Origin of the sequence: Pseudomonas sp. W17 (assembly GCF_040268305.1) — a bacterium.
GTDB classification, from domain to species: Bacteria; Pseudomonadota; Gammaproteobacteria; order Pseudomonadales; family Pseudomonadaceae; genus Aquipseudomonas; species Aquipseudomonas protegens.
Genome location: NZ_CP158490.1, coordinates 2475237 through 2490900 on the forward strand (window position 1 = coordinate 2475237; position 15664 = coordinate 2490900).

The 15664-nt window shown below is 67.3% G+C and carries 8 protein-coding genes; 5 read left to right on the forward strand and 3 right to left on the reverse strand.

All coding sequences use genetic code 11. The features are described 5' to 3' along the window. Positions 1-60: 60 nt before the first annotated feature. Positions 61-996: a LysR substrate-binding domain-containing protein gene (locus ABCR88_RS11660; protein ID WP_011060438.1), complete on the reverse strand. Its 936-nt coding sequence runs from the start codon at positions 994-996 to the stop codon at positions 61-63. Positions 997-1162: 166 nt separating this feature from the next. Between ABCR88_RS11660 and ABCR88_RS11665 the strand changes: the two genes are divergently transcribed. From ABCR88_RS11665 to aepX, 4 genes are all read left to right on the forward strand, one after another. Next, positions 1163-2392, forward strand: a complete 1230-nt coding sequence (locus ABCR88_RS11665) for a pyridoxal phosphate-dependent aminotransferase (protein WP_015634929.1) — start codon at positions 1163-1165, stop codon at positions 2390-2392. A 120-nt stretch (positions 2393-2512) separates the two neighbouring features. Next, positions 2513-3343: a hypothetical protein gene (locus ABCR88_RS11670; RefSeq protein WP_015634930.1), complete on the forward strand. Its 831-nt coding sequence runs from the start codon at positions 2513-2515 to the stop codon at positions 3341-3343. 81 nt (positions 3344-3424) lie between these two features. Further along, positions 3425-4810, forward strand: coding sequence for a class II fumarate hydratase (gene fumC / locus ABCR88_RS11675; RefSeq protein WP_350404577.1), 1386 nt, complete (start codon positions 3425-3427; stop codon positions 4808-4810). A 42-nt stretch (positions 4811-4852) separates the two neighbouring features. After that, positions 4853-5743 (forward strand): phosphoenolpyruvate mutase, encoded by an 891-nt coding sequence (gene aepX / locus ABCR88_RS11680; protein WP_011060442.1) that lies wholly within the window; start codon positions 4853-4855, stop codon positions 5741-5743. A 352-nt stretch (positions 5744-6095) separates the two neighbouring features. On the opposite strand, the gene ABCR88_RS11685 is transcribed toward aepX, so the two are convergent. Together ABCR88_RS11685 and ABCR88_RS11690 are read right to left on the reverse strand one after the other, a co-directional pair. Continuing rightward, on the reverse strand, positions 6096-7526 hold the full coding sequence (locus tag ABCR88_RS11685) for an efflux transporter outer membrane subunit (protein WP_350023856.1): 1431 nt from the start codon (positions 7524-7526) through the stop codon (positions 6096-6098). 59 nt (positions 7527-7585) lie between these two features. Next, a complete protein-coding gene (locus ABCR88_RS11690; RefSeq protein ID WP_041117082.1) occupies positions 7586-8386 on the reverse strand; it encodes a helix-turn-helix transcriptional regulator in 801 nt (266 codons plus the stop codon). A gap of 595 nt (positions 8387-8981) precedes the next feature. Between ABCR88_RS11690 and ofaA the strand changes: the two genes are divergently transcribed. Continuing rightward, positions 8982-15347 carry an orfamide A non-ribosomal peptide synthetase OfaA gene (gene ofaA / locus ABCR88_RS11695; RefSeq protein WP_350404578.1) on the forward strand — a complete coding sequence of 2122 codons (6366 nt, stop codon included), beginning with the start codon at positions 8982-8984 and terminating at the stop codon, positions 15345-15347. Positions 15348-15664 lie beyond the last annotated feature (317 nt).

Genomic DNA, 15664 nt, shown 5'->3' on the forward strand with positions numbered 1-15664 from the left:
TGCCCTGACAGCGCAGGCCCGGCGCGAGATTGTCCGGGCCTGCTGCTTGCTGGTGGAGCGCTAGCCGCGCAGGCGCCATTCGGGCCCCGCGGCAGGGGCCGGCAGCGGCGCTGCCAGGGTTCTGGCCAGTTCGACGAAGCGCTCCAGGCAGCGCGACCCCAGGGGCGTGCGCCAACTGACCGTCTGTTCCAGCACATAGGGCTCGGCCAGCGGCACATAGACCACCCCGGGACGCTGTAGGGTCGCGGTGTAGTCGGGCACCACGGCCACCCCGCGCTCCGCCGCCACCAGGGACACCAGGGTGGTCATCTGCGACGCCGTGGGCCCCAGGCGCGGGATGATCCCGCTGTGGGCGCAGAGGTCCTCCAGGGCGGTGTTCAGGGCCGATCCGTAGGCGCTGGGAAAGGTCACGAAGGATTCCCCCGCCAGTTCGCAAAACCCCAGGCTGCTCCTGCCGGCGAAGGCGCTGCGCGACGGCACCGCCACCACCAGGGAATCGCGCGAACTCACCAGCGACTGCAAACCGTGGGCCGGCAAGTTGGGCGCCCCCCAGCCAAAGCCGATATCCAGGCTGCCATCGATCAACTGCTGGCGCTGGCTGGCGGTGGACACCTCGCGAAACGCCAGCTCCACCTCCGGCAGGCTGCGGCTGGTGTTGCGGATCATCTCGGAGAAAGCGTTGGACAGGGGAATCGAGCTGGCATAGCCGATGACGATACGGCCGATGGCGCCATGGGCGATCTTGCGCGCGGTGGCCTCGGCCTCGCCGACGGCACTGATCACCCCCCGGGCCTGCTGCAGGAACAGTTCACCCTCCGGGGTCAGGCACACGGTGCGGGTCGAGCGTTCGAACAGGCGGATGCCCAGGCGCGCCTCCAGGGCGGCGATATGCCGGGTCAGCGGCGGTTGGGCGATCCGCAGGCGCAGGGCGGCGCGGCCGAAGTGCAATTCATCGGCAACGGTGACGAAATAACGCAGACGACGGAGCTCTAGCATTTCTTGTTTTTCCAGTATCAATCACGACGCAAACAGTATTGGCCGCTATTTGCGACTGTCATCAGAATGTAAGACGACCAGCCTAGACCAGCTTTCCAGGTTGCCGCAGGCGCATGGGTACAGGCTCGGTTCACTCTGTTTTCCGATTGTTTTCGCAGGTACAAAAATGACAAGCAGCGAAGCCACGGCCGTCCGTTTTTCCTTGTCCCAGCGTGCGCTGGGCCTCAGTGCTCCAGGCACCTCGAGCATGCGCAGCAAAGCCAACGCCCTGAAGGAAAGCGGGATCAAGGTGATCAATTTCGCCGCCGGCGAATTGTCCTTCGATGCCTGCGAGGACATGCGCGCCGGGGCCATCGAAGCCATCGCCAATGCGCGCAATCGCTACACCCCGCCCATCGGCCTGCCGGCCCTGCGCGAGAAGCTCGCGCAACGGGTCAGCCAGCGCACCGGGGCTGCGTTCGCCGCCAATGAAGTGGCGGTCACCGCCGGGGCCAAGCAGGCGCTCTACAACGCCTGCATGGTGCTGCTCAACCCCGGGGACGAGGTGATAGTGCCGACTCCGTACTGGGAAACCTTTCCCACCCAGATCCGCCTGGCCGGCGCCACTCCGGTGTGCGTCCAGACCCGCGCCGACCACTATCGGCTGACGGTGGACGCGGTGCGTGGCGCGCTCACCGAGCGCACCCGGATGATCGTCATCAACACCCCCAACAATCCCACCGGCACCGTCTATGAACGCGAGCAACTGCTGGCCATCGCCCAGATGGCCCAGGAGCGGCAACTGTGGGTGATGTTTGACGAGTGCTATCGCGGCCTGGTGCGCCAAGGCCACGAGCACCACAACATCCTGGCGCTGTGCCCGGCATTGAAAGGGCAGACAGTGCTGATCGATTCCTTCTCCAAGAGCCAGGCGGTGACCGGCTGGCGGGTCGGCTACGCCTGCGCCCCGGCGCCGGTGATCGCGGCCATGCACAACCTGCAGGGGCACACCACCTCAAACCCCAGCAGCCTGTCCCAGTACGCCGCGCTCAATACCCTGAACGCCGATTCGTCGCACTTTGCCGACCTGGTCAACCCGTTCCTGCAACGCCAGCTGCACGCCGCACGCACCTACCTCGACCGTCTGGAAGGGGTGAGCTATGCGCCGCCGGAAGGCGCCTTCTACCTGTATATCGATGTCTCTTCCCGGCTCGGCGGCTACTACCACGGCGAAGCGGTGCGCGATGTGGATCACCTGGCCGACCTGCTGCTGACCGAGGCGCACATCGCGGTGGTGCCCGGCTCCGGTTGTGGCGACCCCCACTGCATCCGCATTTCCTACGCCGTGGAATATGAGGAACTGATCGAAGGCCTGGGCCGTTTCGCCCAGTTCATCTCGGCGATCGTCATCGACTGAAGCGGCTCCCGGCAGCCCAGCCCCCAGGGGGACCAAGCCCGTTCCCGAGCCCGCCGAGGCCCGGGCCGGCGTCGTTCATCTTGTTGTCCGTGAAGTGAAGAACAATTACAGGAGAAAAACATGGAGAGTTCCCGCAAGGAGTTCATCGGCTACGTGCACCAGGCCCTGGTGGATGTCGAGGACCGCAACCTGGTGGAGGCCCTGCTGACGGGCTTTGAAAACCACCCCGACAAGCTGGACGGCTACTGCCTGACCTACCAGCGCATGACCTCGCGCAAGTGGTCCGAGGACTCGCTGTGCACCTTCTTCTGCGGCTGGCGCAGCCCGGATGGCGCGGCCCATGCGGTGTCCAGCATCATCGTGCGGCTGCTGCAGGAGTCCGAGGACCTGCCCGGTGATGACAACAAGCTCAAGCTGCTGGAGGCGGCCCGGCACTGCGGCGAGATCATCGTCGAGGACGTCGGCCTGGGTGAGATGCACGGCCATCCCCACCATTCCAAGCTCTACCACCGCATGGCCTCGGCCATCTGCGGCTCGGACAACTGGCGCCTGCAGGACAAGTACCTGAACCCCATCACCAAGGAGTTCTCCACCTGGGTCGGCGAGAAGCGCCCGCTGGCCCCGAACCTGGTGGAAGCCCTGGAGATGATGGCCCTGACCGAGCTGTTCAACACCGGCGAGTACAACCTGATGACGCCACTGTGGAAGAACTGGCTGCGCGAATCCTGCGGTTACCCCGCCGGGGAAGCCAACCGCATCGCCGGCTTCCTCAGCGTTCACTGCGGCGCCGTCGAGGCCCGGCATTTCCGCCACGCCACCGACGCCCTGAAGCTTTACACCCAGGCCACCGGCCAGCAGGTCAACTACCGGCGCATCGCTGCGCTGTCCGATGAGTACGTGCTGCGCGCCTGCCAGCACCTGGAGAAGATGGCCTCCGTACTCAAGGAATAAGCGCCTGCCATCCAGGCCGGGCAGGGCGCCTGCCCGGCACCGCAGGCCGGACCCTCATTCATTTATTGGAGAACTACCCACATGCGTCTTGAATCCGACTCGATGGGTTCCATTTCGGTACCGTCCAACAAGTACTGGGGAGCCCAGACCGAACGCTCCATCCACAACTTCCCCATCGGCCGTGCACGCTTCCAGTGGGGCGCGCCGATGATCCGCAGCATGGGCATCCTGAAGAAGGCCGCGGCCCTGGCCAACCTCAAGCTCGGCGAGCTGCCGGAAGCCATTGCGCTGCCCATCGTCAAGGCGGCGGATGAGGTGATCAGCGGGCAACTGGATGAGCATTTCCCGCTGGTGGTGTTCCAGACCGGTTCCGGCACCCAGTCCAACATGAACGCCAACGAAGTGATCGCCAACCGGGCCATCGAGATGCTCGGCGGCGAGCTGGGCAGCAAGAAGCCGATCCACCCCAACGACCACGTCAACCGTGGCCAGTCGTCCAACGACACCTTCCCCACGGCGATGTACATGGTGGTGGTGACGGAGATCTTCGAAACCCTGCTGCCGGGCGTCTCGGTGCTGCGCGACACGCTGTTCGAGAAGGCCGAGCAGTACCGCGATGTGGTCAAGGTCGGACGCACCCACTTGCAAGACGCTACCCCCATCACCCTGGGCCAGGAGATCGGTGGCTGGGTCGAGCAGATCGACTACGCCCTGGCGGGCATCCAGCACAACCTCACCGGCCTCTACGATCTGGCCATCGGTGGCACGGCGGTGGGGACCGGGCTCAACTCCCATCCGCAGTTCGGCGACGAATGCGCCCGGGTCATCGCCGAGCTCACCGGCTACCCGTTCAAGTCCTGCGCCAACAAGTTCTTCGCCCTGTCGGCCCACGATGCCCTGGTCAACACCTCGGCGGCGATCCGCACCCTGGCCATGGCCCTGATGAAGATTGCCAACGATGTGCGCTGGCTGGCCAGCGGGCCACGCTGCGGCATCGGCGAGATCGACATTCCAGAGAACGAGCCGGGCTCCTCGATCATGCCGGGCAAGGTCAACCCGACCCAGTGCGAGGCGTTGACCATGGTCTGTACCCAGGTCTTCGGCAACGACGCCACCGTGGCCTTCGCCGCCAGCCAGGGCAATTTCCAGCTCAACGTCTACAAGCCGGTGATGGTGCACAACGTGCTGGAAAGCATCACCTTGCTGGCCGAGTCCTGCCGGGCCTTCAACGACCACTGCGCGGTGGGCATCGAGCCGAACCGGGCGCGCATCGAGGCCAATATCGAGAAGAACCTGATGCTGGTGACCGCCCTCAACCGCCACATCGGCTATGACAAGGCCGCGATCATCGCCAAGACCGCCCACCACGAGGGCAAGTCGCTGCGGGAAGTGGCCCAGCAGCTGGGCTATGTCTCGGCGGCGGATTTCGACCGCTACGTGGTGGCCCTGGACATGACCCACCCCTGAGCGAACCCGGTGTTCCCCAACCACAAGAGGCGTGTGAATCCCATGCAGGAAGCTGATATTCGCCGAACCAACCTGAGCCAGTTGCTGCGCCGCAAGCGCTGCCTTCGCGTGCTTGAAGCCCACAGCCCGATCTCCGCCCTGCTGGCGGAGCAATCCAGGCTGGAGCGGGGCAGCGGACCGAGCCTGGTCTACGACGCCATCTGGTCCAGCTCCCTTACCGACTCGACCCACAAGGGCCTGCCGGACATCGAGATCCTTTCGCCGAGCAACCGCTTGCACGGCATCCGCGAGATCTTCGATGTGTGTTCGTTGCCGATGATTTTCGACGGCGATACCGGGGGCAAGGCCGAGCACTTCGCCATCCACGTGAAGATGCTGGACCGGGCCGGGGTTTCGGCGGTGGTGATCGAGGACAAGTGCGGGCTGAAGAAGAACTCGCTGTTCGGCAACGCGGTGAGCCAGCTCCAGGACTCCATCGAGGAGTTCTGCGAAAAGATCCGCGTGGGCTGCGCCAACCGCAGCCACGAGGATCTGCTGATCATCGCCCGTTGTGAAAGCCTGATCCTCGACAAGGGCATGGACGACGCCATCGAGCGCTGCCTGGCCTATGTCGCGGCCGGCGCCGACGGGATCATGATCCACAGCCGCAAGAAGGACGGCCTGGAGATCCTCGAGTTCGCCCGGTTGTTCCGTCGCCATTGCCCGCGGGTGCCGCTGATCTGTGTGCCCACCAGCTACGCTCACTTGAGTTTCGACGAGCTGGAGGGGGCCGGCTTCAACGCGGTGATCTACGCCAACCACATGCTGCGCAGTGCCTACATGGCCATGCGTGATGTGGCGGTGGGGATTCTCGAGCATGGCCGGACCCTGGAGGTGGAGCCGCGGTGCCTGGGCATCGACGAGATCCTCGACCTGGTGCCGGGCACCCGTTAGGCACTCGCGGCCAACCCCCGTCGCAGGGCCTTCGAAGGGCGTGCTTTATCCGGTGTCGCGGCAAGATTCGGAACGTCCTGAAATCAGAATTTTCCTACAGACGCTGTGGAGGGTGCTGTCTAGACTCGCTCCCTGTTCGCCCGGCCAGCTACCACAGGCAACACGCTGAATGGCGGTGGTTGGTCAGGGCGGGCTGCAACACGGCTGTACCTGCCTGCCCGGTCCATGTTTCGCCTACTGCCCAGGCTGACCGGGTTGGTTCTACAGCGTGGGTCACTCATGGCCCCGGTCCCCGCATTCCCTCCAACATTTCATCGCCCCAGCCCCCTGATACCCGGCCATCGCCAGTGGCTCAGGGCAAGGTCTGGGCGCGGGCCAGGCTCGGTGCCTGCGCGTCTTCCTCCCAGGCACCACCCAGGGCCCGGAACAGATTTACCTCGGCCAGCAACTGCGCCAGGCGGTCATTGATCAGCCCTTGCTGGGCGCTGAACAGCGAGCGCTGGGCATCGAGGAACACCAGGTTGCTGTCGACGCCGATGCGGTAGCGGTGCTCGGCCAGGTTGTAGTAGTCCTGGCTGGCCTGCACCAGGCTGTGCTGGGCACTCAGTTGCTGCTGGAAGGTCTGGCGCGCGGCCAGGCCGTCGGCGACTTCCTGGAAGGCGGTCTGGATGGCCTTTTCATACTGGGCGACGCTGATGTCCTTCTGCAGCCGGGCGTAATCCAGGCTGGCCCGCAGGCTGCCGGCATTGAAGATCGGCAGGTTGATCTGCGGCTGGAAGGTCCAGGCCCCGGCACCGCCCTTGAACAGCCCGGACAGCTCCTTGCTGGCGCTGCCGGCGTTGGCGGTCAGGCTGACGCTGGGGAAGAACGCTGCACGGGCCGCGCCTATATTGGCGTTGGCGGCCTGCAACTGGTACTCGGCCTGGAGAATGTCCGGGCGCCGCTGCAGCAGGTCCGAGGGCAGGCCCGCGGGCACCTGGGCCAGCATGCCCTCGGCCAGCCCGCGCCGGGGCAGGGCGTCGGGCAGCGGCGCCCCCACCAGCAGCGTCAGGTTGTTCAGGTCCTGGGCCACCTGGCGCTGGTAGCGGGCCAGGCTGGCGCGGGCACTGTCGACGCTGGTGCGGGCCTGGGCCACGTCCAGGGCCGAGATCTTGCCGGCGCTGCCATTGCGGGCGGTCAGACGCAGGCTCTGTTCGTCCGCGGCCAGGGTCTTGCGGGTCAGCTCCAGCAACTCCTGGTCGGCACACCAGCTCAGGTAGGCCGTGGCGACATTGGCCACCAGGCTCAACTGCGCGCTGCGCCGTGCCTCTTCGCTGGACAGGTAGGTCATCAGCGCCTGCTGGCTGAGGCTGCGGATGCGCCCGAAGAAGTCCAGCTCATAGGCACTGATGCCCAGGTTGGCGGAGTAGCTGGAGCTGATCAGTGCCTTGCTGCCGGTCATCTGTTCCGGCAGGCGCTGGCGCTTGCCCGAGGCGCCGGCGCTCACCGCCGGGAACAGGTCGGCACGCTGGATGCGGTACTGGGCCTGGTAGGCCGCGACATTCAGCGCCGCCACCCGCAGGTCGCGGTTGTTCTGCAGGGCGCTGTGAATCAATTGCTGCAGCAACGGGTCCTGGAACAGTCCCTGCCAGTCGGCCTCCGGGTTGCCGGCAGCGGGGGCGAAGGCTGCGCCCTGTGGGTAATGGGGCGCCACGGGAGCGGTCGGGCGCTGGTAGTCCGGGGCCAGGGAGCAGCCGCCGAGGGCCAGGGCCAGGGCCGCCAGGGTCAGTGGGGAGTTACGCATTGATCAGCCTCGTGACAAGGACATCCTGATGGCGGACAGCCAGGGGTGTGCGGGCGGTTTCAGGCGCCGACCATCCACTTGGCCAGCCCGTGACGGCCGCTGACCCCGAGCTTGGCGGCAGCGCGCTTGAGGTAGGTTTCCACCGAGCTGTTCTTGACGCTCAGGCGCTGGGCCATTTCCGGCACGGTGCCGCCGGTCAGCAACCCCAGGCAGACTTCCTTCTCCCGCGCCGAGAGGGTGATGTCGCCCAGGGACAGGCGCTCATCGAACTCCCGTTGCAGCGGTGTCTGCTGCAAGGCATCGGCGGGCTTAGCACTCCAGCTGCGCAGGTTCTTCAGGGCCTGTTGCCGGTGCAACTGGGCGTGGCGTTCCAGCAACGGCAGCAGGGTCTGCGACAGGCTCTTGAGAAACGACAGTTCGGACAGGGAAAAGCCGCCCTGGTCGGGAGCCCGGTAGAGGGCGATGACACAGCGGCGATTGGCTTTGCGCGAGACCAGGTGGCATTGGTGCGCGGTGGTGCGGGAAGGGCCGCTGCGGGCCTGGGCATTCATTTGAATCAGCAGCGAGTCGTCCATTTCCAGCATCTGCTGCAGCAGCGGGTCATGGCGTCGCGGTGGCTCCGGCAGTGGCAGATCCTTGTGCAGCCCGGCGCGCCCCAGCAGGGTAATGGCCAGGGGGCTGGCCTGGCGTTCGTCCAGGGTCCATTCGCTGAGCACCAGTTGGGTCAGTGGCACCAGCTTGTCCACCAGTTGCAGCATTTCGCTGGCGAACTGCGGGTGGCCGGAGCTGGAAATCAACTGCCCCAGTTCGAAGTAGAAGTGCGGGGTTTCCATGTTCGCAATACTGCTGGTCAGACTCATATCCTTATCATCCTTGATCGAGACAAATCGCTGATCGACGCGCGCTTGCCGCGGCATGCCGTGGCAGATTCCCGATGAACCTGATCCAGTTCCCGGGCGTTGATTTAAGCCTATGGCTTTGCCTGGCGTCTGTAGGGGGAAACCGGGACATCATGGCCCTGCCAGGGCCTTGCCAAGGCTCTGGGTCAAGCCCTTGCGACGGCCCCGTCGCCCCCGCCGACGGGGTGTTTCCCGGCGTCAAGGTTGCCCGAGGGGCAAGCCTGCGGTGGAACGCAAAAGCCCTCCGCCAGGCCATGAGCGTCGTTCACGCGTAGCCAATGTCCTACAGCCGATTCAGCTGATCAGCAGAGCTGCTGCAACAGCCCGGCGCGGTGCTGCCCGAGGTGGCCGACCGGGGCCGGAACTGTCCGGGTTTCGGGTGACATACAGGCCCTGGGGCCGATGCTTAAATCCGCGGACGCCGGTGCCCGGGCCCATCACATGAGAAGGATCTTATGACGCATTTTTCCGCCGCAGCCGTGGGCGCTTTCGTCGCGCCAGTCACCCCAGCCAGCCACTGCCCGCCATGGGCCGGGCACCCCGCCCGGGGGCGCGCATGAACGCCGGTCCGGTACAGGCCCGGGGCCTGCCGCTGACCGCCGGGCAGCGCGATATCTGGCTCGACCAACTGAGCCGGGGCGACTCGCCGCTGTACAACATCGGCGGTTATGCCGTGCTCAAGGGGCCGTTCCGGCCCGAGCTGATGCAGCGCACCGTGGAGCTGCTGGTGGACAAGCACGACGTGCTGCGTACTGTGCTGTCCCTGGAGGGCAGCGTCGACGGCCTGCCCTTGCAGTACTTCGACCGACACTGGCCGGTGGAGCTGGTGTTCCATGACCTGTCCGCGGCGGCCGATCCGCTGGCGGCGGCCCAGGCGCAGATCCGCCGGCAGATGCAGCAGGCGTTCAAGCTCGACGGCGAACGGCTGTGCCGCTTCTCGCTGTTCCGGGTGGGCCCCGAGCATCACCTGATGGAAGTCGAGGCCCATCACCTGATCCTCGACGGCTGGGGGTTCGCCCAGCTGTCCCAGTCCCTGGGCGGGCTCTACAGCGCCCTGGCCAGCGGCGAGGAGCCCCAGGCCACGGCGCCGTCCTTTGTCGACTTCATCGAGGACGACGCCCGCTACCACCAGTCCAGCCGCTATGCGCGGGACCGCGACTACTGGCTGGACAAGTACCAGAGCCTGCCGGAGCCGGTGCTGCGCCCGCGCTACCGGCCCGCCGCCGACGCCGCGACCCCGGGGGCGACCCTGGTCCAGGCGTTCCCCGCGGCCTTGCACGAACGCATGAAGGCCCTGGGCAAGAGCACCGGGGCCTCAGCCTTTCATGTGCTGCTGGCGGCGCTGCATGTGTACTTCACCCGCACCCTGCAACGGGACGAATGGGTCCTGGGCATGCCGGTGCTGAACCGCCCCAATGCGGCCTTCAAGGTGACCCTGGGTTCCTTCACCCAGGTCAGCGCGGTGCGCATGGACTTCGGCCGCGAACTGAGTTTCGAGGCCCTGGTGGGGGCGGTGCGCGATGTACTGAAACAGGACTTCCGCCATCAGCGCTTTCCCCTGAGCGAACTCAACCGCGCCCTCGGCCTGCTGCGTGAAGACCGCGCGCAGCTGTTCGAGCTGTCGCTGTCCTATGAACTGGAGGACCTGGACTACCGCTACGGCGAGGCGGCGGCCTCGTCGGTGAAAGTCTCCAACCGCCACGAGCCCACGCCCCTGGCCATCCACCTGCGCAGCAACAGCTTCGATGACAGCGCCTGGATGCACTACGTCTACGACTCGGCGTATTTCCAGCCCGAGGAAATCGAGGCCCTGGCCGCGCGCCTGCTGCATGTGCTGGAGCAGGGGCTGGACAATGTGCAACTGCCGGTGGCCCGCTTCTCCCTGCTGCCTGCCGCCGAGCTGCGCCGCTTGCAGGCCTGGAACGCCAACGAACAGCCAGCCGCCGCCGAACAGCGGATTCACGCCCGGGTCGCGGCCTGGGCCCGGCGCACGCCCCAGGCCATTGCCCTGGTCGCCCAGGGCCAGGCCCTCAGCTATGAACAGCTCGACCGCCGGGCCAACGCCCTGGCCCTGCACCTGCGCGAGCAGGGAGTGGGGCCGGATGCGCGGGTGGCCATCGTCGCCCGGCGCAGCCCGGAAACCCTGGTGGGGCTGCTGGCCATTCTCAAGGCCGGCGCGGGCTATGTGCCCCTGGACCCGGCCCATCCGGCTGAGCGCCTGGCCTTCCTGCTGCACGACAGCGCGCCGCGGGCGGTGTTGACCCAGGGCGCCCTGCGCCAGTGCCTGCCGACGCTGAACGTGCCGCTGATCGACCTCGACAACGGCCAGTGGCTGGATGGCCCGGGCGAGATTGCCGAGGCCGCCGGGCTGACCGCCGAGCACCTGGCCTACGTGATCTACACCTCCGGCTCCACCGGCCAGCCCAAGGGCGTGATGGTGGAGCACCAGAGCCTGTCGAACCTGGTGGACTGGCATGGCCGGGCTTTCGACCTCCAGGCTGGCAGCCATACCTCATGCCTTGCCGGTTTCGGCTTCGATGCCATGGCTTGGGAAGTCTGGCCGGCCCTGTGCGCCGGGGCGACCCTGCACCTGGCGCCGGTCAGCGACGGCCCCGAGGAGCTGGACCGCCTGCTGGCCTGGTGGCGCGCCCAGCCGCTGGAGGTGAGCTTTCTGCCGACCCCGGTGGCCGAGTACGCCCTCAGCCAGCAACTGGGCCACCCGACCCTGCGCACCTTGCTGATCGGCGGCGACCGCCTGCGCCAGTTACCTGCTGACCCCGGGTTTGCCGTGATCAACAACTACGGGCCCACCGAGGCCACGGTGGTCGCCACTTCCGGTGCCATCGAGGCCGGGCAGGCCCTGCATATCGGCCGGCCCATCGCCAATACCCGGATCTACCTGCTGGATGAACAGCAGCAACTGCTGCCCATTGGCGTGCCCGGCGAGCTCTATGTGGGCGGTGGCGGGGTGGCCCGGGGTTACCTCAACCGCGATGGGATGAATGCTGAACGCTTCCTTGCGGACCCCTTCAGCGACCGCCCCGGCGCGCGCATGTACCGCAGCGGCGACCTGGCTCGCTGGCGGGAGGACGGCAGCCTGGAATACCTGGGGCGCAATGACGATCAGGTGAAGATCCGCGGCCTGCGCATCGAGCTGGGGGAAATCGAGACCCGCCTGGGGGATCACCCGTCAGTGCGCGAGGCGCTGGTCCAGGCCCGGGACGGCCAGTTGCTGGCCTGGTTCATTCCGCGCCAGGCGGTCACGGCCCTGCAACTGCGGGAATTTCTGCGCCAGCAGTTGCCGGAGTACATGCTGCCCATGGCCTACGTACCACTCGACGCCTGGCCGCTGACCGGCAACGGCAAGCTGGACCGCCGGGCGCTGCCGGCGCCGGGGCCCGAGGACCTGATCAGCCGCGCCTACGAGGCGCCCCAGGGCCCGCTGGAAATCACCCTGGCCGGGCTCTGGAGCGAGCTGCTGCAGGTGGAGCAGGTGGGCCGCCACGATCACTTCTTCGAACTGGGCGGGCATTCGCTGCTGGCCCTGCAACTGATCCAGCGCATGGCCCAGGCCGGCCTGCAGGCCGATGTGCGGGTGCTGTTCGGCCAGCCGACCCTGGCCAGTCTCGCTGCGGCGGTGAGCACCGGGCAGGTCGTCGAGGTCCCGGCCAACCGCGTTCCGCCCGACTGCCAGCGCATCACCCCGGCGATGCTGCCCTTGGTGGAACTGGACCAGGACAGCATCGACCGGGTGGTGGCCTGCATCCCCGGCGGCGCTGCCAATGTGCAGGACATCTACCCCCTGGCGCCGTTGCAGGAGGGCCTGCTCTATCACCACATGACCGCCGCCCGCGATCCCTACCAGCAGCACGCGCTGTTCGCCTTTGCCCGGCGCGAGGACCTGGACGCCTTCGCCCTGGCGCTGCAGGCAGTGATCGAGCGCCACGACATCCTGCGCACCAGCCTGGTCTGGGACGTGTTGGAGCAACCGCTGCAGGTGGTCTGGCGCCACGCCCGGCTGACGGTGCAAGAGTGGCAGGCCGGGCCCGGCGGCCATGTAGCGGAGCGACTGCGCGAGCACTTCGACCCGCAGCACAACCCGCTGGATATCCGCCAGGCGCCGATGCTGGCCCTGGCCTGGGCCGAGGACCGGGCCAATGGGCGCTGGATCGGCCTGCTGCGCTTCCATCACCTGGTCAACGACGCCACCAGTACCGCGGTGCTGCTGGCGGAAATCGCCGCCCATGTGCAAGGCCGGCAAGCCAGCCTGGCGCCGGCCTATGCCTACCGTGACTACGTGGCCCGCACGCGCCAGGGGCAGGGCGCCCACAAGGCGTTCTTCGAGGCCGGCCTGGGCACGGTGGACGAGCTGACCCTGGCCTTCGAACTGCAGGAACGGCCCGGGGAACAACTGGACCTGCAGCACGCCAGCGGCCTGCTGGAAGCCGAGCTTGGCCAGCGCCTGCGAACCCAGGTGCGCCAGCTCGGGGTCAGCGCCGCCAGCCTGTTTCACCTGGCCTGGGCCCTGGTACTGGGGCGTACCAGCGGCCGTGAGGACGTGCTCTTCGGCAGCGTATTGCTGGGCCGCCTGCAAGCCGGGGCGGGGGCCGACCGGGCCCTGGGCATGTTCATCAACACCTTGCCACTGCGCCTGGAGCTGGCGGGGCTGACGGTGGCCGAGGGGCTGGGCCAGGCCCAGCAGCGCCTCAGTGCCTTGCTCGCCCACGAGCAGGCGCCACTGTCCCTGGCCCAGCGCTGCAGCGCGGTGGCGGCGCCGACCCCGCTGTTCAATGCCTTGCTCAACTATCGCCACAACCTCGGCGGCGACCTGTTGCAGGGTTTGCCTGGGGTCGAGTTGCTGAGCAGCGAAGAGGTGCTCAGCTACCCGCTGATGCTGGCGGTGGACGACCTGGAACCGGGTTTCCGCCTGGGCTGCCGGGCCCCGCGGCGGATCGGCGCGCAACGCCTGCTGGGCTACCTGACCACCGCTCTCGAAGCGCTGGTGCTGGCCTTGGAACAGGCGCCGCAGACGCCGTTGCACAGCCTGTCGATCCTGCCGCCGTTGGAGTCGCGCTACCTGCTGCAAACGCTCAATGCCACCCGTTCGCAATACCCCCGGGAGCTGACCCTGCATGCCCTGTTCGAGGCCCAGGTGCGGCGCACGCCCGAGGCCATTGCACTGCAGGCCGGCGCGCGGCAACTGAGTTACCGGCAGCTCAACCAGCGCGCCAACCAGTTGGCCCATTACCTGCGCGAGCAGGGTGTGGGGCCGGATGTGCGAGTCGGGCTCTGCGTGCAGCGCAGCCCGGAACTGCTGATCGGCCTGTTGGGCATCCTCAAGGCCGGCGGTGCCTATGTGCCCCTGGACCCGGACTACCCGCTGGAGCGCCTGCGCTACCTGGTGCAGGACAGCCAGCCGCTGGCGGTGCTGGTGCACCAGCCGACCCGCGAGCTGCTGGGCCCGCTGCCCCTGTCGCTGGTCGACTTCGACCGCAGTGCCTGGGAGCAGGCGCCGCAGCATGATCCCGTGGTGGCAGGGCTGACGGTTTCGCACCTGGCCTACGTGATCTATACCTCGGGTTCCACCGGTACACCCAAGGGGGTGATGGTGGAGCACCGCGGCCTGGGCAACCTGATGCACTGGAGTTCGCAGCTGTGTGGCGAGCGGGCCCGGGGCACCCTGCTGCAAAAGGCGCCATTCAGTTTCGACGGCTCGGTCTGGGAGCTGTTCTGGCCGCTGGTCACGGGCATGCGCCTATTGCTGGCGCGGCCCGACGGCCAGCGCGATCCGTTGTATCTGGCGCAATTGGTGCGCGAGGAGCAGGTGAGCATGATCAAGTTCGTGCCGGCCATGCTCCTGCAATTTCTGCAGCTGGAAGAGGCCGGCCAGTGCCACAGCCTGACCGATGTGTTCTGCGGCGGCGGCGAGCTGACCGAGGCGATTGCCCGGCTGTTCCGCCAGCGCCTGCCCGGAGCCCGTTTGCACAACGTCTACGGCCCCACCGAGGCCACCGTGGACAGCAGCGCCTGGACCCTGGAGCCCGGGGCAGCGGTGCCGCCGGTACAACTGCCGATCGGCAAGGCCATCACCAACACCCGGCTGTATGTGCTGGATGCCCATGACCAGCCGGTGCCCCAGGGCGTCAGCGGCCAGCTGCACATTGGCGGGGTCGGGGTTGCCCGGGGTTACCTGGGCTTGCCGCAGTTGCAGGCCGAGCGCTTTATCGACAGCCCCTTCGTCGCTGGCGACCGGCTGTACCGCAGCGGTGACCGGGTGCGCTACAACGCTGACGGCGACCTGGAGTTCCTCGGGCGCAACGACTTCCAGGTCAAGCTGCGGGGCCTGCGCCTGGAGCTGGGGGAAATCGAGGCGCGGCTGGCCAGCCACCCGGCCCTGCGCGAGGTGGCGGTGCTGATGCGTGGCGAGCGCCTGGTGGCCTATTTCAGCCTGCACCCCGGGGTGGCGGCGCCGGGGATCGAGGCGCTGCGGGCCCATGTCCTGGAGCGTCTGCCGGAGTACATGGTGCCGGCAGCCTATGTGCAACTGGCGGCGCTGCCCCTGAGCGCCAACGGCAAGCTGGCGCGCGATGCACTGCCAGAGCCGGGCCTGGAAGCGGTGCTGAGCCGCGATTTCGAGCCGCCCCAGGGGCCGCTTGAAACCACCCTGGCGCGGCTCTGGGCCGAGGTGCTGCAAGTGGAGCGGGTAGGGCGCCACGACCACTTCTTCGAACTGGGCGGGCATTCCCTGCTGGCGGTCAGCCTGGTGGCGCGGATGCGCCAGGAAGGCCTGCACGCCGATGCCCGCCTGTTGTTCAGCCAGCCGACCCTGGCCGCGCTGGCGGCCCATACCCTGGGCCAGTTGCAGCGCCTGGAAATCCCCGCCACCACCATCCCCCAGCTCAAGCGCCAGCGGCGTCTCTGAGGCCGCTGCAAGTGCTTTTCCCCGCGCCGGCCCCAGGGCCGGCGCGGGCCGTGGTACCTCAGCGGGACAGGCCCCGCGCCATGTCCCGGCTTCCCATGTCAGCCCCGCTGCGGCGGATGTTTTAGCGTCTGCGAGCTGCCAGCAAGCCTGGCGGGCTCACTGTCCCTGGTGCTTTTTGCGCAACGGCGCGACAGCCCCGCGCGGTGCCTGGCAGCGGCGCTTGTCGCCCGTCCGGGCAGCGGGGCGCCGGTGAAAGGTTGCATCTGAAACAAGGACGTTCTCTTCAACCGTTTCCGAATTCTCAGGCAGGTTACAAG